A 26075-nucleotide genomic window follows, 5' to 3' on the forward strand; every position below is an offset into this window, starting at 1 on the left:
GGTTTACCAATCCAGAGTCACCGTCAGGGTGTCTGTGTAGATGCCGGCCGGTAGGGCCCTGGTATTCGCCACCACGGAGCCGAATACCGGGATCGGTACCTGGGTGCCCTGGGTCACGACGAAATTGCGTTGCTGGCCGATGCTGTAGGCACTGCGCCCCTGGGGGTCGGCCGAGAGTCGATAGGGAATGGTCTGGCGGCCATTGCTCAGGCGCCGTGTGGTGCCGTCGCCGTTGGCGCCGCCGTCGATGGTCACCGTGAAACTGCTGACCACCGAGGGGTTGCAGGACACCGACAGCGGCGCCTTGTCGCCATCGGAAATCGCCGCGTCCAAGGTCTCGTTCCAGGTCGGCCCTTGGCTGCCAAAGTCCAACAGCGCGGTGCCGCCTTCGGGCGTGACCGGCGCGGTTTCCACGCCCTTGCTCACTTCGCAACTGGCGGTGATCACCAACCGTGCGTGGACCTGGCCGTTGACCACCGCCGCCTGCGCGTCATCCGCCAGCAACAGCAGGCCGCCCAGGGCCGTCACGGCCAGGTAGCGGCTTACCATGTGACCGTGACCTTGAGCAGGTCGGAATAACGGCCAACGGCGGGGATGTCCTTGAGCGGTTCGATGCGCCCATACAGCGGCAGGTCCACAGAGCCGGTGTCTGGCACGCGGCCACTGACGGGCACGTCCACCGGCAAGGGGATCAGCCGCGCGGCGTCGGCATAGATTCGATAGGGAATGGGCCGGCTGGAGGGTGCCGGATTGGCGAGATAACGCACTTCGCCGACGCCGCCATGCAGGCCACCGTCAACGCGCACCTGATAAGGCGTGTCGGGGTTACATTCCAGGCGCGGCTGGCGCTGGCTGATCAGGGCCGCACTCAGGGGGCCGGCCGGGTCATCCAGACGCGGGCCGCTGCCGAAATCCAATACGCCAAGTTGCTCGATGCCCGCACTGCGGGTGGTGCCCACCAACTGGCAACCCCGCTGCACGTCGATACGCACCTCTACTTGGAGTTGCGCAGCAAAAGCCGTGTTGCAGAGCATCGTGCCCATGACTGCCAATACCGCCGGTCCCTTCACAGCCCCAATTCCTTATACAGGGGTAACAACTGTGTATGAGGTTAGCCAGTTAACCCGAAAGTGCCAGTTTGCAAGGCTTGGGGTCCTTCGCTATTGGTCAAATGGTTTCGAGCGTCTTACAGTGAGCGACCACCGTAATACAGAGTGTTTATTCTTGGCCGTGCTTGCCCTGCTCCAGCGCCTGCTGGGTAAAAAAACCGACGCCTCGGACGCCTCACTTATTCCGACGTATTTTCAGAAAAAAGCCGAACAACAGGGCTATACCCTCAGTGATGGGCAAATCCGGGCGATTACCGCCCTGAATCGCGAGGCCCAGCACCTGCTCAACGGCCAGCCCACGCGCAGCCTGTACCTGCACGGCCCGGTGGGGCGCGGCAAAAGCTGGCTGCTGGACGGATTTTTCCAGGCACTGCCCATCGCCCAGAAGCAGCGCGTGCATTTCCACACCTTCTTCGCCCGGCTGCACCAGGGCATGTTCCTGCACCGCGGGCATGACGATGCCCTGGGCGTCACGCTGGACGAGCTGCTGGTCGGCTGCCGAGTGCTGTGTTTCGACGAATTCCATGTGCACGATATCGGCGATGCGATGCTCATCAGCCGTTTGTTCAAGGCCCTGTTCCTGCGCGGCGTGCTGGTGCTGGTGACTTCCAACTACCCGCCGGAAGGATTGCTGCCCAACCCGCTGTACCACGAGCGCTTCAAACCGGTGATAGAACTGATCGCCGCGCGCATGGACGTGCTGGAAATCAGTGCGCCCCAGGACTTTCGCAGCCTGGCCCAGGCCCACACGCAACAGCGCTTCACAGGCGGCCAGTACGTCTGGCCAGGTACGGCTGGCCAGCGTGAAAGCCTGGGCCTGCCTGCCACAGATTGCCCGGCGCACACCCTGAAGGTCGGCACTCGGCAGTTAAAGTGCCGAGGCCATCAGGCACGAACCATCGCGTTCACCTTCAACGACCTGTGCGAACAACTCACGGCGGTCATGGACTACCTGTTGTTGTGCCAGGACTTCGACCACTGGATCATCGACGGCCTGCCGCAGCTGGCCGAATGCCCCATCGCCGTGCAGCAGCGCTTTATCAACCTGGTAGACGTGCTCTACGACCAGGACAAGCAACTGACGCTGATCGGCCACCAGCCCCTGGATACATGCCTGGAAGGCCAGGCCATCGACCTCGCCCGCACCGCCAGTCGCTTGCGCCAATTGCACACGCTGTGCCCGCAAACCGCGCCCGAGCCGCTATCATGAGCGCCTTTTACGCCCTCTTCCGAGCACCGCGCCCTGCATGAATACCCTCGCCCAACTCAAGGCTGGCCAATTGGCCGGCGCGACGCGCCTGGACCTGGCCTGCGGGCTGACCCAGTTCCCCCAGGAAATTTTCGAACTGGCCGACTCGCTGGAAATCCTCAACCTCACCGGCAACGCCCTGAGCAGCCTGCCCGACGACCTGCACCGCCTGACGCACCTGCGCGTGCTGTTCTGTTCGGACAACGCCTTTACCGAACTGCCGCAATGCCTGGGCCAGTGCGCCAAGCTCAGCATGATCGGCTTCAAGGCCAACCAGATCAGCCAAGTGCCCGCCGCCGCCCTGCCCCCGCATTTGCGCTGGCTGATCCTCACCGATAACTGCATCAGCCAGTTGCCCGATGAGCTTGGCCAACGCCCGTTGCTGCAAAAGTTGATGCTGGCCGGTAACCAGTTGACCGACCTGCCGCCAAGCCTGGCCCAATGCCAAAACCTGGAGTTGATCCGCATCGCCTCCAACCGCCTCACCCACCTGCCACAGTGGCTGCTGACCCTGCCGAGCCTGACCTGGCTGGCCTACGCTGGCAACCCGGTGGAAATGGCCGTGCAGGTAAGCAGTGATGACGCGACGCCGAACATCGCCTGGCAGGAACTGGAAATGGGTGAAGTCCTGGGCGAAGGTGCCTCGGGGATCATTCGCAAGGCGCTGTGGAAACCCCGGGCGTTGCCGGTTGCGGTCAAGCTGTACAAGGGCACCATCACCAGCGACGGTTCACCGCTGCATGAAATGCAAGCCTGCATCGCCGCCGGGCTGCACCCCAACCTGATCAAGGTTGAAGGACGCGTCATCGGCCACCCCGACAACCAGGCCGCCCTGGTGATGGACCTGATCGACCCGAGTTACCGCAACCTCGCGGCCCTGCCGAGCCTGGCGTCGTGCACGCGGGATGTCTACGCACCCGCCACCCGTTTCAGCCTGGACGTGGCACTGCGCATGGCACGGGGCATCGCTTCGGTGGCGGCGCACTTGCATCGGCACGGCATTACCCATGGCGACCTGTATGGCCACAATATTTTGTGGAACGCAGCGGGTGATTGCTTGCTGGGGGACTTTGGCGCGGCGTCCTTCCATGCCACGGCGGACACGCTGCAAACCCGTGCGCTGCAGCGTATTGAAGTGCGCGCGTTCGGAGTGTTGCTGGGGGAATTGTTGGAGCGGGCTGAGGCCCGTGACGAAAGCTTGCAGGCACTGCAACAACGCTGCTGCCAGCCGGATGTGCTGGCGCGACCGAGCTTTGAAGAGATCGAAGCCTTGCTGCAGGCTATCTAATTGTAGGAGCGAGCTTGCTCACGAAAAACGTCAACGATAACGCGTGCGTCCTGAATAAACGCAGCGCCGGTGAGTTTTTCGCGAGCAAGCTCGCTCCTACAAGGCAATTTGACCGCTTGTACTCAGATAGAAATCAGCCCGCCAGGCCGACAAACATATCCTGCACATCATCATGGTTGTCCAGGCCTTCCAGGAACGCCTCGACTTCAGCCATCTGCTCATCGGTCAAACCACTGACCGGGTTCTTGGAGATATAACCCAGCTTGGCCGACAACACGGTGAAGCCCTGCTCCGGCAAGGCCTTCTGCACGGCATCCAGGTCGGTGGTTTCGGTGATGAACAAGGTGGCGCCTTCTTCACCCTCTTCAAAGTCCTGGGCGCCTGCTTCGATGGCGGCCATTTCCGGATCGGCGTCCGGGGTGTCCGGCGATGCTTCGATCAGGCCCACATGGTTGAAATCCCAGGCCACCGAACCGGACGCGCCCAGTTGGCCCTTGCGGAACGCCACGCGGATTTCCGCCACGGTGCGGTTGATGTTGTCGGTCACGCACTCGACGATCAAAGGTACCTGGTGCGGCGCGAAACCTTCGTAGGTCACGCGGTGGTATTGCACGGTTTCACCGAGCAGACCGGCGCCCTTCTTGATCGCGCGGTCCAGGGTTTCCTTGGGCATCGAGGCCTTTTTGGCCTGCTCCACCACCAGGCGCAGGTGCGCGTTGGTCGCGGTATCGGCGCCGTTGCGGGCGGCAATGGTGATTTCTTTCACCAGCTTGCCGAAAATCTTGCCCTTGGCATTGGCTGCCGCTTCTTTATGTTTGACTTTCCACTGTGCGCCCATGACTCACTCTCTTATTTCCATCGCGCCCAAACGTCTACTGGCCGGCGCTTTGGGGGCAGAGTTTATAGCGCGAGAACGCTTCGTTCCACCAAAAAACCGGCCAAGACCCTCAGGTGCGCAAGGGTTTAATCACTGCATTGCGGTCCGGCACAAAATCCCCGGCCTGGGCCAGTACGGCGGGCCTGGCATTCCAGTAGGGCATCAGCACCAGCGAAGAAAACAGCGCCGCGCCGGCAAACACGATAAATACCGTGACGGTATCGAAATAGCCTGGCAGCAAACCACCCAGGATCGCGCCCACCGAACCGCAGCCGTTGACAAAGCCCGCTGCGGTAGCGCCGGCCTTGGCGGTGCCAAAGTCGATGGCCGCCGTGCTACTGATCATCGAGTCCGGCCCATACAGCGTCAGGCCCATGACAAACAGCAACGTCATCACCAGCACCACACTGCCGGTGTGCAGCGCGCCCATGAACAACGCCAGGGCAACCGTCAGCGCCAACAGGCTCAGCACGCAGGCGGGCATGCGCCGAGCACCGAACAACTTGTCGGAGGCCAGGCCGATCAACACCGGCCCCAGTAAACCGGCCAGCTCAAACGCGGTGGGCACGATGGCGGCCCCGACCTTGCCCACCGACGGCATCTGCTCGTAGACGATCACCGGGCCCCACAACAGAATCGCATAGCGCGCCGGCTTGAGCAGGAAGTACGCCAGTCCCAGGGTCAATACCGTGCGATTGCGCAGGATCGCGCGCAGGGGTTCGAGTACGCTGACGCGCTGCTCGGCGGCCAACTGCTCGGCACTCAACACCGGCTCGGGTTCGACTGCCGGCAAACCCACATCCTGTGGAGTATTGCGCTGGAACATAAAGAACAGCACGGCCACCACTGCCACCACTGCGGCACTGGAAATAAATGCCGCATGCCAGCTGCCGATCAGCGTATAAGCCCACCAACCGGCAAACGGTGACGCAACCAACCCGCCAAACGCATAACACGAACTCCACAGCCCCAGCACCCGTCCCCGCTGCTGGGCCGGGAAGAAACTGCCGAGGTTCTTGCACAACCCCGACCAGCCAGTGGACTGGGCCAAGCCCTGTATCAACATGCAGGTGACAAAGATCGGCAATGTGGCAAAGGTGCCCATCACCAGCGCCGCAGCCGCAGAAATCAGCAAGCCACCGAGCACCACCACCCGTGGCCCGAAGCGGTCGGCAAGCATGCCCCAGGTGAACTGGCCCACGGCATACGCGGCGAGGTAGAGGCCATCCAGGTTGGCCATCGTCATTTTGTCGAGGGTAAAACTCGGGTCGTCGCCAATCCCCAGCTTTGCCACCGAAAAGGCTTTGCGGGTGAAATAGAAAGCGGCGTACGCCAGCCAGGTAATCGCGAAAATCTGCACGCGCCAACGCTTGATGCTACCCATAGGGATATTCATGGTGGTTCTGACCTCAGGTGTGAGTGTGCCGGCAGAATCGAAAGAAAACGCCTGTTGTTTTTATGGTTGAGCACTGCAATACCGGGCCTTGAATAGCGCGGCATTGGTCAGATGGGTGCGGTGTGCCTGCGCCCATGATCGCCGTGGTTGTAGGACTCAACCTACGGCGACTGAGGAGCATCAAAGCAATGGCTGACTCATAGGTAAAATCGATTTATCGTATTTCAAATATAAGTTCAGCTTTTAAGAGGATGTGCCATGTCGGTTTCCCATGCCCAGCTCAAAGCCTTCCATGCGGTGGCCATTCACGGCAGTTTTACCGGGGCCGCCGAACGCCTGTTCCTGACCCAACCTGCGATTTCCGACCAGGTGCGCAAACTTGAAGAGCGCTTCGGCGTATTGCTGTTTCACCGCAACAAGCGTTCGGTGCGCCTGACCGATCTGGGTGAACGCCTGCTGGCCATTACCCAACGCCTGTTTGTGATCGAGGCCGAAGCCGAAGAATTGCTGCAGGATTCGCGGGCCCTGCTCACCGGAACTCTCACCCTGGCGGTGGATGCGCCCGTGCACGTATTGCCGCAGATTGCACGCTTCTGCCAACGCTACCCTGGGATCAGCGTGAAAATCGAAACCGGCAATACCGACGAGTCGCTGTCGCGTCTTTACAACTATCAGGCCGACCTGGCGCTGTTGGGGCGCGATGTCGATGATGCGCGCCTGTTGTCAGTGCCGCTGCCCGACGATCAACTGTTGGCTTTTGTCGCACGGGATCATGCCTGGGCCGGGCGCGAATCAATCTGCCTGGCCGACCTGGATGACACCCCGCTGGTACTGCGGGAAACCGGCTCGGTCACCCGCCAGACCCTGGAGCAGGAAATGCGCCAGGCCGGCCTGCGCATTCGCCCGGCCATCCAGGTCGAAGGCCGCGAGGCCGCCCGCGAAGCTGTGGTGGTCGGGATTGGCGTCGGCGTGGTGTCGGCGGCAGAGTTCGGCGCCGACGCGCGGGTGTACGCCATGCCCATCCGCGATTGCACCCAACGCATGAAAGAAACCCTGGTGTGCCTGAAAGAACAGAGTTCACGCCGCGTGGTCGCGACCTTCCTGGAGATCGTACGTGAAAGCCTTCACGCCAACTCGAAAAACGCCTGAATCAAGCGCAACGAGCGGCGGCGCTCCATGCAGCCGAGCATATGCCGGTTCAGCAGGCCATCGCCGAGGATCGGTACTGCCTGTACACGCGGGTCCGGGCTGACCTCCATCGACGACACCACGCCCACGCCCAACTCTGCCGCCACCGCTTCGGTCACGGCTTCACGACTGTCGAGTTCCAACAGCACTTTGGGTTGCACATTCGCCGCCAGGCAGGCGTCATCAAAGGTGCGTCGGGTGATGGAACTGGGCTCGCGCAGCACCATGATCACCTCATGCAACTGCGCCAGCTCAATACCGTCGGGCTGCTTGGCCCACGGATGCGCAGCCGGCACCAAGGCGCAAATCCGTGACTCGTCCAGGGGTTGCACGTGCAGACCATTGCGCGGCTCCACCTCGGTGAGCACCGCCACATCGGCATGTTCGGACAGCAGCGCCGCCAGGGTTTCCTGGGCATTGCCCAAACGCAGGTTCACGGTAATGCCGGGGTAGCGCGCGCGCAGGCTGGCGATCATCGGCATGACCAAGTGGGGCCCATCCGCCGCCACTTCCAGGCGCCCGGTGAGCAACTGGCGGTTGGCCTCCAGCATGGTTTGCGCCTCGTCGACCAAACCGAAGATCGCCCGGGTGATAGCCGCCAGGCGCGCGCCCTCCTCGGTCAGCTCCACCCGGCGTGCGGTGCGACGCAACAGCGGGATCTGGTAGTGCTCCTCAAGCGCCTTGATATGCCCGGTCACCGCCGGCTGGCTGATAAACAGCCGAGCCGCCGCACGGGTAAAACTGCCCTCACGGGCCACGGCATCGAATGCACGCAGTTGAAACAGGTTCATAGCTATCGGCCTCACTGATAGCTCGCATAACAACAAACAATTTGATTGATAACAAGCCAAACTGCAATTTAGGCGCCGTAGCTTGACCCCCGACACCTTGCGAGGATTTGACATGACCCCTGCCGCGCCGATCCTGTTGACCCCCGGCCCCCTGACCACATCGAACCGTACCCGCCAGGCGATGATGGTGGACTGGGGCTCATGGGACGACCGCTTCAACCAGCTCACCGCCAGTGTGTGCACGCAGTTGCTGGCAATCCTCAACGGCGCCGAAAGCCACCACTGCGTGCCATTGCAAGGCAGCGGCACCTTCGCCGTCGAAGCGGCGATCGGCACCTTGGTCCCCCGTAATGGCAAGGTGCTGGTGTTGATCAACGGCGCCTACGGCAAGCGCCTGGCGAAAATCTGCGAGGTGCTTGGCCGCGAATTCAGCACCTTTGAAACCGCCGAAGACGAGCCCACCACTGCCGCCGATGTGGATCGCCTGTTACACGCCGACAGCGCCATCACCCACGTCGCGCTGATTCATTGCGAAACCAGCACCGGCATTCTCAACCCGTTGGCGCAGATTGCCGAGGTGGTCAAACGCCACGGCAAGCGCCTGATCATCGACGCCATGAGTTCCTTCGGTGCACTGCCGATTGATGCCCGCGAAGTCCCCTTCGACGCGCTGATCGCCGCCTCTGGCAAATGCCTGGAAGGCGTACCGGGGATGGGCTTTGTCTTTGCCGAAAAAGCCGCGCTGGCCGCCGCCCAAGGCAACTGCCACTCCCTGGCGATGGACCTGTTCGACCAGCACAGCTACATGGTCAAGACCGGCCAGTGGCGCTTCACTCCGCCCACCCACGTGGTCGCCGCCCTGCATGAAGCACTGTTGCAATACGCCGAGGAAGGCGGTCTGCCCGCCCGTCACCGGCGCTATGCGGATAACTGCCAGGCATTGCTGGACGGCATGGCCGAACTGGGCCTGCGCAGCTTTCTCCCGGCGGCGATCCAGGCGCCGATCATCGCCACCTTCCACGCCCCAAGCGACCCGCGCTACCAGTTCAAAACGTTCTACGAACGGGTCAAGGCCAAGGGTTTCATCCTGTACCCGGGAAAATTGACCCAGGTAGAAACCTTCCGCGTGGGCTGCATCGGCCATGTCGACGCGGCCGGCATGCGCGCAGCGGTCAAGGCCATCGCCGAGGTGCTGCACGAAATGTGTAGGAGCGAGCTTGCTCGCGAAGAGTGTTAACGATAACGCGGGCGTCCTGAGTTAACGCGGTGCCTGGATGTTTTTCGCGAGCAAGCTCGCTCCTACATAGATGAATGTTATTACCCCACAGGATCTGAACCATGAACTATCAAAACCCCAATACCCTCCAGGCCGTTATCCTCGACTGGGCTGGCACCGTGGTCGATTTCGGCTCCTTTGCCCCCACGCAGATCTTTGTCGAGGCCTTCGCCGAGTTCGACGTGCAGGTGTCTATCGAGGAGGCCCGTGGCCCGATGGGTATGGGCAAGTGGGACCATATCCGCACCCTCTGCGACCAGCCACAGGTTGCCGAACGCTACCGCCAAGCGTTCGGCCGCACGCCCACCGACGACGACGTGACCGCCATCTACCAGCGCTTCATGCCGCTGCAGATCGAAAAGATCGCCGAGCATTCGGCCCTGATCCCTGGCGCCCTCGACACCCTCGCCGCCCTGCGCGGCCAAGGCATCAAGATCGGTTCCTGCTCCGGCTATCCCAAGCAGGTGATGGACAAGGTCGTGGCCCTGGCTGCCACCAACGGCTACGTCGCCGACCACGTCGTGGCCACTGACGAAGTGCCCAACGGCCGACCATGGCCGGCCCAGGCGCTGGCCAACGTGATCGCCCTGGGCATCGATGATGTGGCGGCCTGCGTGAAGGTCGACGACACCGTGCCGGGCATTCTCGAAGGCCGACGTGCCGGCATGTGGACCGTGGCCCTGACCTGCTCGGGCAACGCGCTGGGCCTGACCTACGAACAGTTCCGCGCCCTGGACAGCAGCACCCTGGCCAGCGAGCGCCAGCGCATCGAAGCGATGTTCGAAGGGTCGCGCCCGCATTATCTGATCGACACCATTACCGACCTGCCACGGGTCATCAGCGACATCAACCAGCGCCTGGCCCGCGGGGAAATGCCGCAGGCCTACTGACCGAGGTCAAGACAACGGCATTGGCAACAAGCGCAGCGCTCGAAACAGGCATAAAGTTAATGCACTCCATCACTAAAGAATGGAGGTATGCCCTGATGAGTGAGGAACACAGCAATGCCGTGGAAAAATTCCGATACGCGCTACAGCACCATGTCGATTGCGTTGCACTGGTTGATGGTGGTGCTGCTGGCGGTGGTTTACGCCTGCATTGAACTGCGCGGCCAATTCCCTAAAGGCAGCGGTGCGCGCACCTTGATTGTTGAAATGCACTTTATGCTCGGCCTGACCGTGTTTGTGCTGGTATGGCTGCGCCTGTTTGCCCGCAGCCTGGGGGTGGCGCCGAAGATAGTGCCGGCACCGCCGCAATGGCAGAGCCTGCTGGCGAAGCTGATGCACTGGGCGCTGTATGCGTTGATGATCGGGTTGCCGATTGCCGGTTGGTTGATCGTCAGTGCCAAAGGGCATTCGGTGATGTTCTATGGAATGGAATTGCCGCCGCTGATCGCGGAAAACAAGGCGCTGGCCGAGGAAATTGAAGGCTGGCATGTGCTGTTCGCCCAGGTCGGTTACTGGCTGATCGGGCTGCACGCGCTGGCGGGGATCTTTCATCATTACGTGATGCGCGATAACACCGCGCTGCGCATGATGCCGGGTAGGCAAAAACGCATCATCTGATAACCGCTACCCTGTAGGAGCGAGCTTGCTCGCGAAGAACTCCCAGGCAACGCGATCATTCAGAATGCACGCGTTATCGTTCAGGTTCTTCGCGAGCAAGCTCGCTCCTACAGGAAGCCTCGGCGGCCTTGCAGGCCGCCGGTGTGGATGAAGATCAGGCGCGTGCCGGGGGCGAAGCATCCGGCCTCGACCTGCTGTTTCAACGCTAACAGCGCCTTGCCGGTGTAGAGCGGCTCCAGCGGTAGGCCGCACGCTTGTTCGGTGCGCTCAATGAAGTCCAGCAACAGCGGATCGACCTTGGCAAAGCCACCGCGACAGGCGTCCAGCACGGTATAACCGTCCCGCACGATAGCACTCACGTTCTGCGCCACACCGTGGTCATCCGGCACCGCCATGGCGCCATACACCGTGTGCGCGCCCGCCTCCGCCAGCGCCAGCCCGGCCACCGTCGTGCCGGTACCCGCCGCCAACCACCAGGCGTCGTAATCGCTCCAACCGAGCTTGCCCAACTGTGCCCGCGCCTGCTCGACCAACACGCCACAACCCCGCGCCCCGGCCAGCCCACCGCCGCCTTCGGGTATCGGATGAAAGTCGGGATACTGCTCGCGCCAAGGCAACCAGAAACCCGGTTCATGCCGCGCCCGATAACCGCCATAACCCAGCCAATGCAGCTGCATGCCGAAGGCTTTAAGGTCGAGAACCGTGGGGGTGTCTTGAGGATGGCCGCGCAGCAGGCCGACCGTGGGAAAACCAAAGCGCTTGCCCGCCGCCGCCAGTGCATGCAGATGGTTGGAGTAAGCGCCGCCGAGACTGATCACCCCCGTGGCCCCAGCGTGTCGCGCCTGGGCCAGGTGCTCGGTGAGTTTGAACCACTTGTTGCCGCTGATCAGCGGGTCGATACAGTCCAGGCGCAGCACGGCCAACTCGACCCCGTTCAGCCAGTCCAGCTGCAAGGGTTCAAGGGGCGCGTGGGGAAGCCAGTCGAAAGGGCCCATCGGCAGGTATCGAAATGAAAAAGGGGCGGTAGTCTAACACCGCCCCGCTTGTTGCCTTACAGCTCTGCCGCCAGGCGCGAGCCCTGGTTAATGGCGCGCTTGGCGTCCAGTTCGGCCGCCACATCGGCGCCGCCGATCAGGTGCACGTTCTGGCCGGCAGCCACCAGGCCGTCGTGCAATTCGCGCAGCGGGTCCTGGCCGGCGCAGATGACGATATTGTCCACCGCCAGGACCTGCGGCTCGCCCTCGGCGCCGATGCGGATATGCAAGCCTTCATCGTCGATCTTCAGGTACTCGACACTGTTGAGCATCTGCACCTGCTTGTTCTTCAAGCCGGTGCGGTGGATCCAGCCCGTGGTCTTGCCCAGGCCATCGCCCACCTTGGAAGCCTTGCGTTGCAGCAGGAACACTTCACGGGCCGGCGCATGGCGCTCGGGTTTGATCCCGGCCACGCCACCACGGGCTTGCAGCTGAGTGTCGATGCCCCACTCTTTCCAGAACGCCTCGCGATCCAGGCTGGTGGAGACGCCTTGGTGCACGAGGAATTCAGACACGTCAAAGCCGATGCCTCCGGCGCCGATCACCGCCACGCGCTTGCCCACCGGCTTGCGTTCGAGGATCACGTCCAGGTAACTCAGGACCTTGGCGTTGTCGACACCGGGAATCGCCGGGGTACGCGGTGCGATGCCGGTGGCCAGGATCACCTCGTCATAACCGCCCGCTACCAATTGCGCAACGTCCACACGGGTGTTGAGGCACAGCTCGACGTGGGTGGTCTGCAATTTGCGCTTGAAATAACGCAGGGTCTCGAAGAACTCTTCCTTGCCCGGCACGCGCTTGGCAATATTGAACTGGCCGCCGATCTCGCTGGCGGAGTCGAACAACGTCACCTGATGCCCGCGCTCGGCGGCCACGGTGGCAGCGGCCAGACCCGCGGGGCCGGCGCCGACCACCGCGACCTTTTTGATCTGCTTGACCGGCAGGTAATTGAGTTCGGTTTCGTAGCACGCTCGCGGGTTGACCAGGCAGGTGGTGAGCTTGCCGCCAAAGGTGTGGTCCAGGCAGGCCTGGTTGCAGCCAATGCAAGTATTGATCTCATCGGCGCGCCCGGCGGCGGCCTTGTTGACGAACTCGGGGTCGGCGAGAAACGGCCGCGCCATCGAGACCATATCGGCGTCACCTTCGGCCAGGATCTGCTCGGCGATTTCCGGAGTGTTGATGCGGTTGGTGGTGATCAGCGGAATCTGTACCGAACCGCGCAATTTGGCCGTGACTTTACTGAACGCACCGCGGGGCACTTTGGTGGCGATGGTCGGGATACGGGCTTCGTGCCAGCCGATACCGGTGTTGATGATCGTCGCGCCGGCTTGTTCGATGGCCTTGGCCAACTGCACGATTTCTTCCCAGACGCTGCCGCCTTCTACCAGGTCGAGCATCGACAGGCGGAAGATGATAATGAAGTTCGGGCCTACGGCTTCGCGTACACGGCGCACGATTTCCACCGCCAGGCGCATGCGATTTTCAAAGCTGCCGCCCCAACGGTCGGTGCGATGGTTGGTGTGGGCAGCGAGGAACTGGTTAATGAAGTAGCCTTCGGAACCCATGATTTCGACGCCGTCATACTCGGCGACCTGGGCCAGCAGCGAGCAGGTGACAAAATCCTGGATCTGCTTTTCGATGCCCTCTTCATCCAATTCCTTGGGCTTGAACGGGTTGATCGGTGCCTGGATAGCGCTCGGCGCCACCTGCTTGGGGCTGTAGGCGTAACGCCCGGCGTGGAGGATCTGCATGCAGATCTTGCCACCCGCGTCGTGCACTGCCTGGGTGACGATCTTGTGCTTGCGCGCCTCGTCTTCGGTGGTCAGCTTGGCCGCACCGGCGTACACGCCGCCTTCATCATTGGGGCCAATGCCGCCGGTGACCATCAGGCCCACGCCGCCACGGGCGCGCTCGGCAAAGTAAGCGGCCATGCGCTCGAAACCGCCGGGCTTTTCTTCAAGGCCTGTGTGCATCGAGCCCATCAGGGTACGGTTGCGCAAGGTGGTAAAACCCAGGTCCAACGGGGCCAGCAGGTGCGGGTAGGCAGCAGCGGTCATGGTACAGCTCCACAACGGATCATCACGGGACGTGGCGCACTCGAACGGCGTGCCATCGGTTTATGTCCCACAGACTAAGAGGCGGTGGACCACGGCTCAATGACTGAAACTGACAAGTTATTGATCCAAATGCACAGCGCCCCTTGGCAAGCCGCGCCATGGGCCCTACCCTAGTCGCGAACCCTGCACCTGGTCTGTTGTCTGTTGCCCCATGCGTAAACTTCTAGCGTTCACCGTCATCATGGCCCTGGTTGCCTCCCTCGCCGCGTATCTGGTCTGGACCCAGGAGCGCCCCGTGGCGCATTACCTGTCCGACCTGCGCATCACTCTCGCCGTCAATGAGGGCGAACCGGCCGACCGGGGCAACCTGCTGGGCATCCAGCCGGAGCTGTTCCCTGCCGATTACCAGAGCCTGGAACGCCTGCACCTGAAGCTGTCGGCCTATCTGCAAAACGCTCGGGACCTGGGGCTGATCAATGCCAAGACCGTGGTGGTGCTGCCGGAGCATATCGGCACCTGGCTGATGCTCGGCGGCGAAAAGAATGAGCTGTACCAGGCCGCGCATCTCAAGGACGCCATGAACTGGCTGTCGATCAGCAACCCGCTGCAATTTGCCAAAGCCTGGATCAGCGCCACCGGCGACAACCGTATGGATGATGCCTACCTGCGCATGAAAGCCCCGGCCATGGCCCGCGACTATCAAGTGTTGTTTGGCGGCCTCGCCAAAGAATTTGGCGTGACCCTGGTGGCCGGCTCCATCGCCCTGCCCAACCCGAGCGTGATCCAGGGGCAACTGGAGATCGGCCACGGCGCGCTGTACAACGCCAGCGTGGTGTTTGCCGCCGACGGCTTGCCGCTGGGCCAACCGCAGCGCCAGCTTTACCCGATCTACGATGAGCGGGGCTTTATCGAGCCGGGCGATGAGCATGTCGTCAACGTTGTCGATACCCCAGCCGGGCGCCTGGGCATCCTGGTGGGCAGTGACAGCTGGTACCCGGACAACTATCGCAAGCTCAACGAGCAAGGCGCGCAATTGATCGCGGTGCCGGCCTTTGTCACCGGCCGCGACACCTGGGAGCGTCCGTGGCGTGGCTTCAAGAGCGTTTCCACGCCCTCTGAAGTGAGCCTCAAGCCTGAAGAAACCAGCGAGGGCGCAGCCTGGCGTCGCCTCACCCTGATCAGCCAGCCACCCGTCAGCCAAGCCACCGCAGGCATGAGCGTCTTTCTGCGCGGGCAGTTCTGGGACCTGGGCAGCGCCGGCCAGAGTTTTCTCAGCCGCAACGGGCAAGTCTTCGCCGATGGCGATGCCCGTGGTGCGCGCCTGCTGAATATCTGGCTGTAGCGCCTTGAAGCCGGTGCGCCTGGGGGATCTGTCGGTGGGCTTCGTGCACACCCTGGCCGACGCCATCCACAGCCACGGCCTGGACCCACAGCCCCTGCTGCTGCAATACGGCCTCGACCCGGCGCGCCTGGCTGAAGCCAGCGCACGCTTGTCGATCCCGCGCTATATGCGCCTGGGCCACGCGGCCATTCAGCTGACCGGCAACCCCGGCCTGGGCTTGCGCATGGGCCAGCTCAGCCGCTTGAGCCAGGCCGGCCTTGCCGGCGTCACCGCCGCCCAAGCGCCCACGGTGCGCGAAGCCGCGCGGACGCTCACACGCTTTGAAGCGCTGTACGGTTCCAACTATCGTGGGCAATCAAGCTTTCATGAAGACGCTGAAGGCGCGTGGCTGCGGTTTTATTCCATCAGCCCCTATAACGCCTATAACCGCTTCGTGGTGGATTCGATCATCGCCGGCTGGCTGCAGCAACTGTCGGGCCTGGCGCAACAGCCGGTGCAGGCCCAGCGGATTGAAATCGAATTCGACGCGCCGGACTACCACGACCACTACAGGATGCTGGGAGAGGGTGTGGTGCACTTCGGCGCCGAGGTCAATCAACTGCGCCTCAGCCAACCCACCCTGGCGCTTCGCAACCCACAGCATTGCCCAAGCACCTGGCACCTGTTGCTACAGCTGTGTGAAAGGGAGTTAGAGCAACTGACTCGCACCCGCAGCCTGCGCGAGCGCATTACCCGCTTGCTCGGGCCGATGCTCAATGGCGGCCGGGAACCCGACCTGGAAGAAGTGGCGGCACGCTTGAAGCTGCCAACCTGGACATTGCGGCGCAAACTGGCCGAGGAAGGCACGCAGTTTCGCGCGATTCTCAATGACACCCGTCGCGACCTGGCCATGACCTACATTCGCGATACGGAACTGGCGTTCGGCGAGATCGCTTACTTGCTCGGTTTTGCTTCAGCCCAAGCCTTCCAAAGGGCCTTCAGGCGCTGGAACAACCAGACCCCAGGGGAATTTCGCCGCAGTCAGCGCCACTCCGCCTGAAGTCGGTGTTACAGCTCGGTGGCATCGTCGGCTGGGTCCAGTGGGTCTAGCTCGAATGCCTGGTACTCCAGCAGTTCTTCCTGGTAATCGTCCATGGTGGACTCCTTCTTCATGTTGAAAGCGGTTGCAGATTAATGACCTGCGAACTCAGCCTAAAGTGCCGTCATGACGAAAAAATGTCGACGTCGTGACATTCCTGCTCTTCAGGATTAAACGTAGCGGCGATCACTGGATTTAACTTAACCGCAGCCTCGGACAACATGTGGGCTTGCCTGCGATGGCCATAGGTATCTACACAACTTTTGGGCTGTAGCAGCAGACGGTAACCACGATGCGAAGCGAGCCGCTCTTGATCTTGATCTGCTTTTGATCTTAGGCGCCCCGTTAAACCACGCTGGCCGGAATTCGACAGGGATTTGGGGGGTAAACCGGCAGGGATGCCGGTTTAGCCGCCCCGCGCCATGGATGGCGCGTGGCGGCGCCCCCCCAAATCACTGGCGGATTACGGGCACACCGAGCCTAAGCGAGGTGCCGAGTGGTGGGGCAAGAGCGTTTTGCTTACTTTTGCGCTTTTCAAAAGTGAGCCGCCGTCAGGGCGGAACCCTAAGTAGCCGTTACCGCAGGAATGGATATGTCCACAATCCAACTGTGTTGACTGTCAGGCTGCCTTCGCGAGCAAGCCCGCTCCCACATTTGGACTGCGGCGCGTCAGGTAGATAAGCGTCGGCTATCAGGCCGTCACGGGAGCAAGCTCCCTCGCCACAGGGTCAGCCTCGTACCGACGTTGTGTAGCTACCTATGCTGCGAAGGCGGCCTGTCAGCCGACGCTTCTCTACCTGACACCCTACACATTCGAGCATTGCGTTATTGCGCAGGCATCGGCAGCGGTGGAATCGCTTCCGTCGGCGCTGGCAAGGCAGGATCAGTCGGCGCCGGCGCCACTGGAGCCGGCTCTGTCACCGGTGCAATCGGTGCAGCCTCAGGTGGCGGCGCAAGCGGCTCTGCAGCGGCGGGCGCTACAGGCACCTCCTTCGGTGCTTCGACCTTCTCGGGTGCCGGAGCGGCCTTGGGCTCGGGCACTCCCAGGTCGGCCTTGGGCTGCTCGGGAATATGCTCGGCCTGCTTTACTTCCTGTGGCAGGAACACGTCCACCAACGCGAAGTATCGCTCGTAGAACTTGGGGGCCGAGACGGTCTCGCTGGCCACTTTCACCATCGAGTCGTCGGTGGAGCCAATCGGCATCGACACCGAGCCCAGCACGCCCACACCGAGGCTTGCGGAGTTGTTGACCTTCTTCAGCGCATAGCGGTCCTGCAAGGCGTTGGCAAACATCGTCGAGTGATTGCTGCCCTTGCCATCAGCGGCGCACACCACATTGAAACTGATCTGCAGGTGGGTCTCGCCGGTCTGCTGGAAGCTCTTGTTGCCGGCCACCAACTTCGGGTCGCTACTGGTAATGATGTAGCCCTGACTCAGCAGGGCACGGCGCGCAGCTTCACAGGCGGCCACATCGCTGACCGGGTAATCGCGGGAAAACGTACCGGAGTCGTCGAAGTTCTCATGTTCGTAGATAGCGGTCTTGGGTGACGAGCAGCCCGCAGCGCCCGCCAGCACCAGCGCCAACCCGAGAGTGCGCAAGTGAAATGATGTCGACATTGAAAATCCTGAAGAAAACGGTCCGGACGGTATTGTGCAACAGAACACGACATTGAAGCGCGATTCCTGTCGGTAAAACATCTCAGGCTTAGACAGCAGCGTCAGTAGGAAAAAGCCTGGGGCACATAGGATCGATAAAGATCCGTAATGTGCGCGGTTCTATGACAAGTTTGTTTACAACTTATTCCTCACCTTTCTATCATCGTCCCTGGGTGCGTTGCTGCATAAAGTACGGCGCAGGTTAAAAGCCAAGCATTGGTCGGGCCGCCAATGGAGATTTGTCGTGCCTGATAAACGCCCCGCCATCCCCCGCCCCCAGCGTTTGACTGAGGGCGCGCTGTCCGCCCTTGAGCGCTTTTCACATATTGAAGCCGTCAGCGGTATCGTGCTGTTGCTGGCCGCCATCGTTGCGCTGGTGTGGGCCAACAGCCCCGCCGCCGCGACCTACGAGCATTTCTGGAACACGCCCATCACCCTCGGGCTGGGCGACTACAGCGTGTCGCGCTCCCTGCATTTTCTGGTCAATGACGGGCTGATGACCATCTTCTTCCTGGTGGTCGGTGCCGAGATCCGCCAGGAAATCAAAGACGGCGCCCTCGCCAACCTGAAACTGGCCACGCTGCCGTTAGGCGCGGCGTTGGGCGGCGTACTGATGCCGGCACTCATCTACACCCTGCTCAACCACGGCACTGCCGCCGCAAGTGGCTGGGCGGTGCCCACCGCGACCGACATCGCCTTTGCCGTGGGCGTGCTCGCGCTGCTGGGCAAGTCGATCCCCAGTGGCGTGCGTATCCTGCTGCTGGCCTTGGCGATCATCGACGACATCGTGGCGATCCTGATCATCGCGATCTTCTTCACCGCCAGCCTCGACTATATGGGCTTGGTGATTGCCGCAGGCGGGCTGGCCCTGGTGCTGGTGTTCCAACGCATGGGGATCAGCAAGGCGGCGATTTACCTGCTGCCGGGCGCTATTGTGTGGTTTGGCCTGCTCAAGACCGGCGTGCACCCAACGCTGGCCGGGGTGATCCTTGGCTTGATGACCCCGGTCAATTCCAAGCCCACCCGGGAACGCCCGCTGGAAACCATCGAACGTACCTTCAACGAGCTGATGGACCGGTTCTCGCAGCCAGCCGAAGGGGCCCAGCAAGTCGCCGCCCCCCTCAAGCAATTGCGCGAAGCCCAGCGGGAAATACTGCCGCCGGTGCAGCGGGTTCAATCAGCGCTGCACCCCTGGGTAGCCTTCGGCGTGATGCCGCTGTTTGCCTTGGCCAACGCCGGTGTAAGCCTGGACGGTTTCAATCTGGATGACCCGCTGGCCCACGGTGTGTTCATGGGCGTCATCTTCGCCCTGGTGCTCGGCAAGCCTCTGGGCGTGATGCTGGCGAGCCTGGCGCTGGTCAAGCTCAACATCTGCAAGCTGCCGGACGGTGTGACCTGGACGGGCGTTGGCCTGGTCGGCCTGTTGGCGGGGATCGGTTTTACCATGTCGATCTTTATCTCGTCCCTGGCATTCTCCGACCCGGCCCTGCTGTCGGCTGCCAAGCTGAGCGTGTTGGCGGCTTCAACCCTGGCGGCGGTGATCGGGTTGACGTGGGGCAAGCTCAAGTTTGCAGCCAGGAATTCCTGACACCTGTGGCGAGGGAGCTTGCTCCCGCTGGGTCGCGAAGCGGCCCCAAAAAGCAGGGACTGCTGCGCAGTCAACGGGAGCAAGCTCCCTCGCTACAATATGACGGGCAAAAAAAGACCCCGGCCTTTTCAGGTCGGGGTCTTTTTATTCAGGCCGGCATCAGTACTTCTTGATGTCTGCCTGGGTTTCCAGCTGCTTGCGGTAGGCCGCGAAGTCCTGCTGGCCAATACGGGAAGCGAGGAAGCGGCGGTATTGCGCCTTTTCTTCGTCCGTAGGGGCCGCCGCTTCGTTCACGCCGTTCAAGCGCACGATCATCAGGCTGCCATCGCGCAGGGTCACGGTGGTGAAGGTCGGCTTGTCCTTGGCCGCAGGCTTGGGCATGCGGAACAAGGCTTGCAGCACGGCCGGGTCGATAGACTCCTGACCACGGGTAGCCGCCTCAGTCACCTTCCAGGCCTGGCCGTCAACCGGCTGGTCCAGCGCGGTCTTGCCATCACGCAGGCTGGCGATCAACTCGTCGGCACGGGCTTTGGCGGCAGCGCTCGCGCGCTCCTTGGTCATCTGGGTGCGAATGGCCGCAGCGACGTTCTCCAGCGGCAATTGGGCCGGCTTGAGATGCTCTTTGGCACGCAGCACGATGATGGTTTCCGGGTCCAGCTCGATAGCGCTGCTGTTGGCACCTTCATCCAGCACTTCCGGGCTGAAGGCTGCAGTGACCACGGCACGGTTGGCCGCGACACCTTCGCCACCTTCACGGCCAAACGGCGCGGAGGTGTGGACGGTCAGCTTCAAGTCGGACGCTGGCTGGGCCAGGTCAGAGGCTTCGAATGCCGCATCTTCCAGTTGCTTGGTCGCTTCGACAAAACGCTGCTCAACCTGCTGGGCCTTGAGTTCGCGGGTCAGCTTGTCTTTCAGGCTGGCGAACGATGGCACCTCAGGCGCTTCAACGCCCAGCAACTTGATCAAGTGCCAACCGAACGTGGTGCGTACTGGCACCGACACCTGGTCTTGCTTCAAGCCGTATAGCGCGGTTTCGAAGTCCGGGTCGTAAACACCAGGGCCGGCAAAACCGAGGTCGCCGCCATTGTTGGCCGAACCTGGATCCTGGGAGAACTCCTTGGCCAGGGCTTCGAACTTCTCACCCTTGGCCAGGCGCGCCTGGATGTCTTCGATCTTGGCCTTGGCTTGCGCCTCGGTGACCTTGTCGTTGACTTCAATCAGGATGTGCGCGGCACGACGCTGTTCAGCGAGGTTGGCGGTTTCCTTCTCGTAGGCAGCCTGCAGCTCATCGTCCTTGACAGTAACCTGGTCGAAGAAGGACGACTTCTTCAATTCCAGATAGTCGATGACCACCTGGTCCGGGGTCATGAACTCTTTGGCGTGCTGGTCGTAGTAGGCCTTGACCTCGTCGTCGGTGAGTTTCACCGCCGCAGGGTCAGCCTTGATGTTGACGGTGGCGAAATCGCGGGTCTGTTTTTCCAGGCGGGCGAATGCCAGCACCTCGGCGTCGGTCACGAAACCACTGCCGGCGATGCCTGCACGAACCTGGCCGATCAGCATTTCCTGGGTCAGCATCTGACGGAATTGCATGCGGCTATAGCCCAGCTGACGAACCACCTGGTCAAAGCGTTCGGCGTTGAACTTGCCGTCTACCTGGAATTCCGGCGTCTGCAGGATCACCTGGTCCAGCGCAGCTTCCGAGAAGCCGAACTTCGAATCAGCAGCGCCTTGCAGCAGCAGCTTACGGTCGATCAGGCCCTTGAGGGCAGCGTCGCGCAGCAGCTTTTCGTCCAGCAGGGAAGCGTCGAAATCCTTGCCCAGCTGTTGCATCAGCTGGCGCCGTTGCATGTCGACAGCCTGGCTCAGCTCGGTCTGGGTGATTTCTTCACCGTTGACCTTGGCCACGTCCTGCTTGTTATTACCCGAAGCCTGGAAAATGGCTTCGATACCGGTGAACGCCATCAATGCGACGATGATCCCGATAATGGTCTTGGCAATCCAGCCTTGTGAATTGTCCCTGATATTTTGCAGCATGCGTCCCCCAGAAACGGTTGAACTTCAAAAATTAGGCAACCGTGGAGCGTGGGTAGAGTCCGGATAGAAGAAAGGCGCATCCGAGGATGCGCCTTCTCGTAACTGGCGGAGCGGACGGGGGTTCGAATCTGCACCCCCGGCGTGGCGACCCGATACGTGGGTCAGCTACCGCTCCGCTGCCAGGCCAGACCTGCGTCCGACCCGGGTAAGCAAAGGCTTGAACGAAGCTTAGTTAACGGCTTCTTTCAGGGCTTTACCGGCTTTGAAACCTGGTTTCTTGGCAGCAGCGATTTGCAGTGCTTTGCCGGTCTGTGGGTTACGGCCAGTGCGAGCTGGGCGGTCAGTCACAGAAAAAGTACCGAAGCCTACCAGTACCACGGAGTCGCCGGCCTTCAGAGCGCCAGTGACGGATTCGATTACTGCGTCCAGCGCACGGCCAGCAGCAGCTTTCGGGATATCAGCGGATGCAGCGATAGCATCAATCAGTTCCGACTTGTTCACTCTAAGTCCCCTTATATATCTATTGAGTATGATTCTAAGTTTTTTGGTAAAAAGCAAAACCAGTGCTGAATGGCCTACAGACACTTAAGAGCCGCTTTATAACAAGGGCTCTAAAAAGCTGTCAAGGAAGCCCCCAGGCTCCAACACATTAATGCGTGCTAATTCTTTCCTTGGAATCGGACTCGCGTTTTTCGTCCTTCGCGACAATCTCCGGGGCCACATCCGGCAAGGGCTCCGGCGCGTATTGCAGCGCAATTTGCAGGACCTCGTCAATCCATTTAACCGGTTTAATCTGAAGATCCTGCTTGATGTTGTCAGGAATTTCCTTCAAGTCGCGAACATTCTCTTCAGGAATGATCACGGTCTTGATTCCACCCCGGTGCGCGGCGAGCAATTTCTCTTTGAGACCACCGATCGCCAATACCTGGCCACGCAGGGTGATTTCCCCGGTCATCGCCACATCGGCGCGCACGGGAATGCCGGTCAATGCCGATACCAGGGCCGTGCACATGCCTACGCCAGCGCTAGGGCCGTCTTTGGGAGTCGCCCCTTCCGGCATGTGGATATGGGTGTCGTGCTTCTCGTGGAAGTCCAGCGGGATGCCCAGGCTGCGGGCGCGGCTGCGTACCACGGTCTGCGCGGCGGTAATGGATTCGACCATCACGTCACCCAGGGAGCCGGTCTTGATCAACTGGCCTTTGCCCGGAATCACCGCAGCTTCGATGGTGAGCAATTCGCCACCCACCTGGGTCCACGCCAGGCCAGTCACCTGGCCGACCTGGTCCTGTTGCTCGGCCAAGCCATAGCGGAATTTCTTCACGCCCAGGAAGTGCTCAAGGGAGTCGGCAACCACTTTCACCGAGAAGCGTTTTTCCAACGCGTGTTCCTTCACCGCTTTGCGGCAGATCTTCGCGATCTGGCGCTCAAGGCCCCGTACACCGGCCTCGCGGGTGTAGTAACGCACGATGTCGCGGATCGCCTCGACCTCGAATTCGATCTCGCCCTTCTTCAGGCCGTTGGCCGAAATCTGCTTGGGCGCCAGGTACTTGACCGCGATGTTGATCTTCTCGTCTTCGGTGTAACCCGGCAGACGAATCACCTCCATCCGGTCCAGCAAGGCTGGCGGAATGTTCATGGAGTTGGAGGTGCACAGGAACATTACGTCAGACAAGTCGTAGTCGACTTCCAGGTAATGGTCGTTGAAATTATGGTTCTGCTCAGGGTCCAGCACTTCGAGCAACGCCGACGCCGGGTCGCCACGCATGTCGCTGCCCATCTTGTCGATTTCATCGAGCAGGAACAGCGGGTTGCGCACACCCACTTTTGTCATCTTTTGAATCAATCTTCCCGGCATCGAACCGATGTAGGTACGGCGATGACCGCGAATTTCCGCTTCGTCACGCACGCCACCCAAGGCCATGCGCACGAATTTGCGGTTGGTCGCGCTGGCGATCGATTCCGCCAGGGAGGTTTTACCCACACCCGGAGGCCCAACCAGGCACAACACCGGACCGCGGATTTTCTTCACGCGTTTTTGTACAGCGAGGTACTCAAGGATGCGCTCCTTGACCTCTTCCAGGCCGTAATGGTCAGCGTCAAGGATCTCTTCAGCACGGGCCAGGTCAAGGCGCACCTTGGTCTGGGCCTTCCACGGCACTTGCACCAACCAGTCGATGTATGAGCGCACCACGGTGGCTTCAGCCGACATCGGCGACATCTGCTTGAGCTTGTTCAGCTCGGCGGTGGCCTTGGTCAGGGCGTCTTTGGGCAGGCCAGCAGCATCGATGCGCTTTTTCAGCTCTTCGATTTCGTTGTGGCCTTCCTCGCCGTCGCCGAGTTCCTTCTGAATGGCCTTCATCTGCTCATTCAGGTAGTACTCGCGCTGGCTACGCTCCATCTGCTTCTTCACGCGGCCACGGATGCGTTTTTCAACCTGCAACAGGTCGATTTCGCCATCCAGCATCGCCAATACGTGTTCGACACGGGCCGACAGGTCGATGATTTCGAGGATGTCTTGCTTCTGCTCGATCTTCAGCGCCATGTGTGCGGCCATGGTGTCGACCAGGCGGCTTGGCTCATCAATGCTGTTGAGGGACGACAGGACTTCAGCCGGGACTTTCTTGCCCAACTGCACATACTGCTCGAACTGCGACAGCAGGCTGCGTACGAACACCTCGGATTCACGCTCCGGGGCTTCGACTTCTTCGATCAGCGCCACTTCCGCGCGCAGGTGGCCGTCCACCTCCATGAAGCGCTCTACGGCACCGCGCTGCTCGCCTTCGACCAACACCTTGACGGTGCCATCGGGCAGCTTGAGCAATTGCAGGACAGTGGCAATGGTGCCGACGCGATACAGGGCGTCTTCGCCCGGATCATCATCAGCAGGATTCTTCTGGGCCAACAGCAGGATTTGCTTGTCGCCCGTCATCGCGGCCTCGAGGGCTTCGATAGACTTCTCGCGCCCCACGAACAGCGGGATAACCATGTGCGGATAGACGACGACATCACGCAACGGCAGGAGAGGCAATTCGATGGTTGTCTTCATGATTTCGCCTCTATGACAGTTCAAAAATAAGCTTGAAACCAAGATGGGGGTTGCATGCAAAAAAAACAAGCTCAATGCCAGCAGTTAAACGCATGAATACACGCGAATTTAACCACCGTCTCGAAAAAACGCCCCAAAAAACAAGGGGCCCCTAGAGGCCCCTTGCTTGTACCGCAACTGCTGAACGCTTACGCGTCGGGTGCAGCCTTGGCAGCCGGCTCACTGTTTTCATAGATATACAGTGGTTTGGACTTGCCTTCGATAACGCTTTCGTCGATCACCACTTTACTCACCTCGGACTGCGAGGGGATTTCGTACATGGTGTCGAGCAACACGCCTTCGAGGATAGAACGCAGGCCACGTGCACCGGTCTTGCGCTCCAGTGCCCGCTTGGCCACCGATTTCAGCGCGTCGGTACGGAACTCCAGGTCTACACCTTCCATCTCGAACAATTTGCCGTATTGCTTGGTCAGGGCGTTTTTCGGCTCGGTGAGGATCTGAATCAGAGCCGCCTCATCCAACTCGTCCAACGTGGCCAGGACCGGCAGACGGCCAACGAATTCCGGGATCAGACCGAACTTGACCAAATCGTCAGGCTCGACTTCACGCAGGGACTCGCCCACCTTCTTGCCTTCTTCCTTGCTACGCACTTCCGCACTGAAACCAATGCCGCCACGGGTGGAACGCTGCTGAATCACCTTCTCGAGACCCGAGAACGCACCGCCACAAATGAACAGGATGTTGCGCGTATCAACCTGAAGGAATTCCTGCTGCGGGTGCTTGCGACCACCTTGCGGCGGTACGGACGCAACCGTGCCTTCGATCAGTTTCAACAGGGCCTGCTGCACGCCTTCACCGGAAACGTCCCGGGTGATCGACGGGTTGTCCGACTTACGCGAGATCTTGTCGATCTCATCGATGTAGACAATACCCATCTGGGCTTTCTCTACGTCGTAGTCGCACTTCTGCAGCAGTTTCTGAATGATGTTCTCGACATCTTCACCCACGTAGCCAGCCTCGGTGAGGGTGGTGGCGTCGGCGATGGTGAACGGAACGTTCAGCAGGCGAGCGAGGGTTTCTGCAAGCAGGGTTTTACCCGAGCCTGTAGGACCGATCAGCAAGATGTTGCTCTTGCCCAGCTCAACCTCGTCACCTTTCTTGTCACGCTGGTTCAGGCGCTTGTAGTGGTTGTACACCGCTACGGCCAGAACCTTTTTTGCACGCTCTTGACCAATGACGTATTGGTCAAGGATGCCGCTGATTTCTTTAGGCGAAGGTAATTTATGCGCACTGCTCTCGGCCTGGGCTTCCTGCACCTCCTCACGGATGATGTCATTGCACAGGTCGACGCATTCGTCGCAGATAAACACCGAGGGGCCGGCAATCAATTTGCGTACTTCATGCTGGCTTTTGCCACAGAAGGAGCAATAGAGCAGCTTGCCGTTGTCCTCGCCGTTGCGGGTGTCAGTCATTCGTTCGATCCAAATCCGATAGGCTTGCA

The 26075-nt window shown here is 61.0% G+C and carries 21 protein-coding genes; 9 read left to right on the top strand and 12 right to left on the bottom strand.

All coding sequences use genetic code 11. The features are described 5' to 3' along the window. Positions 1-3 precede the first annotated feature (3 nt). Positions 4-549 carry a spore coat protein U domain-containing protein gene (locus ACWHXD_RS18310; RefSeq protein ID WP_044274670.1) on the bottom strand — a complete coding sequence of 182 codons (546 nt, stop codon included), beginning with the start codon at positions 547-549 and terminating at the stop codon, positions 4-6. Further along, positions 543-1043 carry a Csu type fimbrial protein gene (locus tag ACWHXD_RS18315; RefSeq protein WP_423814705.1) on the bottom strand — a complete coding sequence of 167 codons (501 nt, stop codon included), beginning with the start codon at positions 1041-1043 and terminating at the stop codon, positions 543-545. Before ACWHXD_RS18315 ends, ACWHXD_RS18310 begins: the two co-directional genes overlap by 7 nt. A gap of 181 nt (positions 1044-1224) precedes the next feature. Between ACWHXD_RS18315 and zapE the strand changes: the two genes are divergently transcribed. Both zapE and ACWHXD_RS18325 read left to right on the top strand, forming a co-directional pair. Further along, positions 1225-2319: a cell division protein ZapE gene (gene zapE / locus ACWHXD_RS18320; protein WP_138763101.1), complete on the top strand. Its 1095-nt coding sequence runs from the start codon at positions 1225-1227 to the stop codon at positions 2317-2319. Between the two features lie 37 nt (positions 2320-2356). Then, positions 2357-3646 carry a protein kinase gene (locus ACWHXD_RS18325; protein WP_138763100.1) on the top strand — a complete coding sequence of 430 codons (1290 nt, stop codon included), beginning with the start codon at positions 2357-2359 and terminating at the stop codon, positions 3644-3646. A gap of 133 nt (positions 3647-3779) precedes the next feature. Here the strand turns inward: ACWHXD_RS18325 and ACWHXD_RS18330 are convergent, their stop codons facing one another. Both ACWHXD_RS18330 and ACWHXD_RS18335 read right to left on the bottom strand, forming a co-directional pair. Then, positions 3780-4484, bottom strand: coding sequence for a YebC/PmpR family DNA-binding transcriptional regulator (locus ACWHXD_RS18330; protein ID WP_003192227.1), 705 nt, complete (start codon positions 4482-4484; stop codon positions 3780-3782). Positions 4485-4593: 109 nt separating this feature from the next. After that, the gene (locus ACWHXD_RS18335; protein ID WP_032896542.1) at positions 4594-5919 is read right to left on the bottom strand and encodes an MFS transporter; all 1326 of its coding nucleotides are present in this window, start codon (positions 5917-5919) and stop codon (positions 4594-4596) included. A 258-nt stretch (positions 5920-6177) separates the two neighbouring features. Between ACWHXD_RS18335 and ACWHXD_RS18340 the strand changes: the two genes are divergently transcribed. Beyond that, positions 6178-7068, top strand: a complete 891-nt coding sequence (locus ACWHXD_RS18340; RefSeq protein ID WP_032896540.1) for a LysR substrate-binding domain-containing protein — start codon at positions 6178-6180, stop codon at positions 7066-7068. On the opposite strand, the gene ACWHXD_RS18345 is transcribed toward ACWHXD_RS18340, so the two are convergent. Next, entirely contained in the window at positions 7044-7898 is an 855-nt protein-coding gene (locus ACWHXD_RS18345; RefSeq protein ID WP_032896538.1) for a LysR substrate-binding domain-containing protein, read from the bottom strand. The genes ACWHXD_RS18340 and ACWHXD_RS18345 overlap by 25 nt on opposite strands. A 112-nt stretch (positions 7899-8010) precedes the next feature. Here ACWHXD_RS18345 and ACWHXD_RS18350 point away from each other — a divergent pair, with 112 nt between their 5' ends. The 3 genes from ACWHXD_RS18350 (at position 8011) to ACWHXD_RS18360 (ending at position 10739) form a co-directional block, all read left to right on the top strand. Further along, on the top strand, positions 8011-9135 hold the full coding sequence (locus tag ACWHXD_RS18350; RefSeq protein WP_138763099.1) for a 2-aminoethylphosphonate--pyruvate transaminase: 1125 nt from the start codon (positions 8011-8013) through the stop codon (positions 9133-9135). A gap of 101 nt (positions 9136-9236) precedes the next feature. Then, positions 9237-10064, top strand: coding sequence for a phosphonoacetaldehyde hydrolase (gene phnX / locus ACWHXD_RS18355; protein WP_032896534.1), 828 nt, complete (start codon positions 9237-9239; stop codon positions 10062-10064). Positions 10065-10178: 114 nt separating this feature from the next. Beyond that, a complete protein-coding gene (locus ACWHXD_RS18360) occupies positions 10179-10739 on the top strand; it encodes a cytochrome b (protein ID WP_032896532.1) in 561 nt (186 codons plus the stop codon). 107 nt (positions 10740-10846) lie between these two features. Here ACWHXD_RS18360 and ACWHXD_RS18365 read toward each other — a convergent pair whose 3' ends face one another. Continuing rightward, the gene (locus ACWHXD_RS18365) at positions 10847-11734 is read right to left on the bottom strand and encodes a 1-aminocyclopropane-1-carboxylate deaminase/D-cysteine desulfhydrase (protein ID WP_138763098.1); all 888 of its coding nucleotides are present in this window, start codon (positions 11732-11734) and stop codon (positions 10847-10849) included. Between the two features lie 56 nt (positions 11735-11790). Next, positions 11791-13830: an NADPH-dependent 2,4-dienoyl-CoA reductase gene (locus ACWHXD_RS18370; protein WP_057711254.1), complete on the bottom strand. Its 2040-nt coding sequence runs from the start codon at positions 13828-13830 to the stop codon at positions 11791-11793. Positions 13831-14041: 211 nt separating this feature from the next. On the opposite strand from ACWHXD_RS18370, the gene ACWHXD_RS18375 reads away from it, so the two are divergent. Continuing rightward, on the top strand, positions 14042-15172 hold the full coding sequence (locus ACWHXD_RS18375) for a carbon-nitrogen hydrolase family protein (protein WP_047711200.1): 1131 nt from the start codon (positions 14042-14044) through the stop codon (positions 15170-15172). A 4-nt stretch (positions 15173-15176) separates the two neighbouring features. Then, positions 15177-16211 (top strand): AraC family transcriptional regulator, encoded by a 1035-nt coding sequence (locus ACWHXD_RS18380; RefSeq protein ID WP_138763097.1) that lies wholly within the window; start codon positions 15177-15179, stop codon positions 16209-16211. Between the two features lie 864 nt (positions 16212-17075). Here the strand turns inward: ACWHXD_RS18380 and ACWHXD_RS18385 are convergent. Continuing rightward, positions 17076-17867 (bottom strand): DUF2242 domain-containing protein, encoded by a 792-nt coding sequence (locus tag ACWHXD_RS18385; RefSeq protein ID WP_138763096.1) that lies wholly within the window; start codon positions 17865-17867, stop codon positions 17076-17078. Between the two features lie 283 nt (positions 17868-18150). Here ACWHXD_RS18385 and nhaA point away from each other — a divergent pair, with 283 nt between their 5' ends. Beyond that, entirely contained in the window at positions 18151-19494 is a 1344-nt protein-coding gene (nhaA, locus tag ACWHXD_RS18390) for a Na+/H+ antiporter NhaA (protein WP_138763095.1), read from the top strand. 159 nt (positions 19495-19653) lie between these two features. Here nhaA and ACWHXD_RS18395 read toward each other — a convergent pair whose 3' ends face one another. From ACWHXD_RS18395 to clpX, 4 genes are all read right to left on the bottom strand, one after another. Beyond that, on the bottom strand, positions 19654-21528 hold the full coding sequence (locus ACWHXD_RS18395; RefSeq protein WP_047711204.1) for a SurA N-terminal domain-containing protein: 1875 nt from the start codon (positions 21526-21528) through the stop codon (positions 19654-19656). A 228-nt stretch (positions 21529-21756) separates the two neighbouring features. Beyond that, positions 21757-22029 (bottom strand): HU family DNA-binding protein, encoded by a 273-nt coding sequence (locus ACWHXD_RS18400; RefSeq protein ID WP_003174819.1) that lies wholly within the window; start codon positions 22027-22029, stop codon positions 21757-21759. Between the two features lie 148 nt (positions 22030-22177). Then, the gene (gene lon, locus ACWHXD_RS18405; RefSeq protein ID WP_003192252.1) at positions 22178-24574 is read right to left on the bottom strand and encodes an endopeptidase La; all 2397 of its coding nucleotides are present in this window, start codon (positions 24572-24574) and stop codon (positions 22178-22180) included. A 188-nt stretch (positions 24575-24762) separates the two neighbouring features. Further along, positions 24763-26046, bottom strand: coding sequence for an ATP-dependent Clp protease ATP-binding subunit ClpX (clpX, locus tag ACWHXD_RS18410; RefSeq protein WP_003192254.1), 1284 nt, complete (start codon positions 26044-26046; stop codon positions 24763-24765). Positions 26047-26075 lie beyond the last annotated feature (29 nt).

Source organism: Pseudomonas fjordensis, assembly GCF_976987115.1.

Bases quoted from the DNA above. Each gene is read 5' to 3' on its own strand.
- ACWHXD_RS18310 (WP_044274670.1), bottom strand. From the start codon at position 549: ATGGTAAGCCGCTACCTGGCCGTGACGGCCCTGGGCGGCCTGCTGTTG.
- ACWHXD_RS18315 (WP_423814705.1), bottom strand. From the start codon at position 1,043: ATGGGCACGATGCTCTGCAACACGGCTTTTGCTGCGCAACTCCAAGTA.
- ACWHXD_RS18325 (WP_138763100.1), top strand. From the start codon at position 2,357: ATGAATACCCTCGCCCAACTCAAGGCTGGCCAATTGGCCGGCGCGACG.
- ACWHXD_RS18330 (WP_003192227.1), bottom strand. From the start codon at position 4,484: ATGGGCGCACAGTGGAAAGTCAAACATAAAGAAGCGGCAGCCAATGCC.
- ACWHXD_RS18335 (WP_032896542.1), bottom strand. From the start codon at position 5,919: ATGAATATCCCTATGGGTAGCATCAAGCGTTGGCGCGTGCAGATTTTC.
- ACWHXD_RS18340 (WP_032896540.1), top strand. From the start codon at position 6,178: ATGTCGGTTTCCCATGCCCAGCTCAAAGCCTTCCATGCGGTGGCCATT.
- ACWHXD_RS18345 (WP_032896538.1), bottom strand. From the start codon at position 7,898: ATGAACCTGTTTCAACTGCGTGCATTCGATGCCGTGGCCCGTGAGGGC.
- ACWHXD_RS18350 (WP_138763099.1), top strand. From the start codon at position 8,011: ATGACCCCTGCCGCGCCGATCCTGTTGACCCCCGGCCCCCTGACCACA.
- phnX (WP_032896534.1), top strand. From the start codon at position 9,237: ATGAACTATCAAAACCCCAATACCCTCCAGGCCGTTATCCTCGACTGG.
- ACWHXD_RS18360 (WP_032896532.1), top strand. From the start codon at position 10,179: ATGCCGTGGAAAAATTCCGATACGCGCTACAGCACCATGTCGATTGCG.
- ACWHXD_RS18365 (WP_138763098.1), bottom strand. From the start codon at position 11,734: ATGGGCCCTTTCGACTGGCTTCCCCACGCGCCCCTTGAACCCTTGCAG.
- ACWHXD_RS18370 (WP_057711254.1), bottom strand. From the start codon at position 13,830: ATGACCGCTGCTGCCTACCCGCACCTGCTGGCCCCGTTGGACCTGGGT.
- ACWHXD_RS18375 (WP_047711200.1), top strand. From the start codon at position 14,042: ATGCGTAAACTTCTAGCGTTCACCGTCATCATGGCCCTGGTTGCCTCC.
- ACWHXD_RS18385 (WP_138763096.1), bottom strand. From the start codon at position 17,867: ATGTCGACATCATTTCACTTGCGCACTCTCGGGTTGGCGCTGGTGCTG.
- ACWHXD_RS18395 (WP_047711204.1), bottom strand. From the start codon at position 21,528: ATGCTGCAAAATATCAGGGACAATTCACAAGGCTGGATTGCCAAGACC.
- lon (WP_003192252.1), bottom strand. From the start codon at position 24,574: ATGAAGACAACCATCGAATTGCCTCTCCTGCCGTTGCGTGATGTCGTC.
- clpX (WP_003192254.1), bottom strand. From the start codon at position 26,046: ATGACTGACACCCGCAACGGCGAGGACAACGGCAAGCTGCTCTATTGC.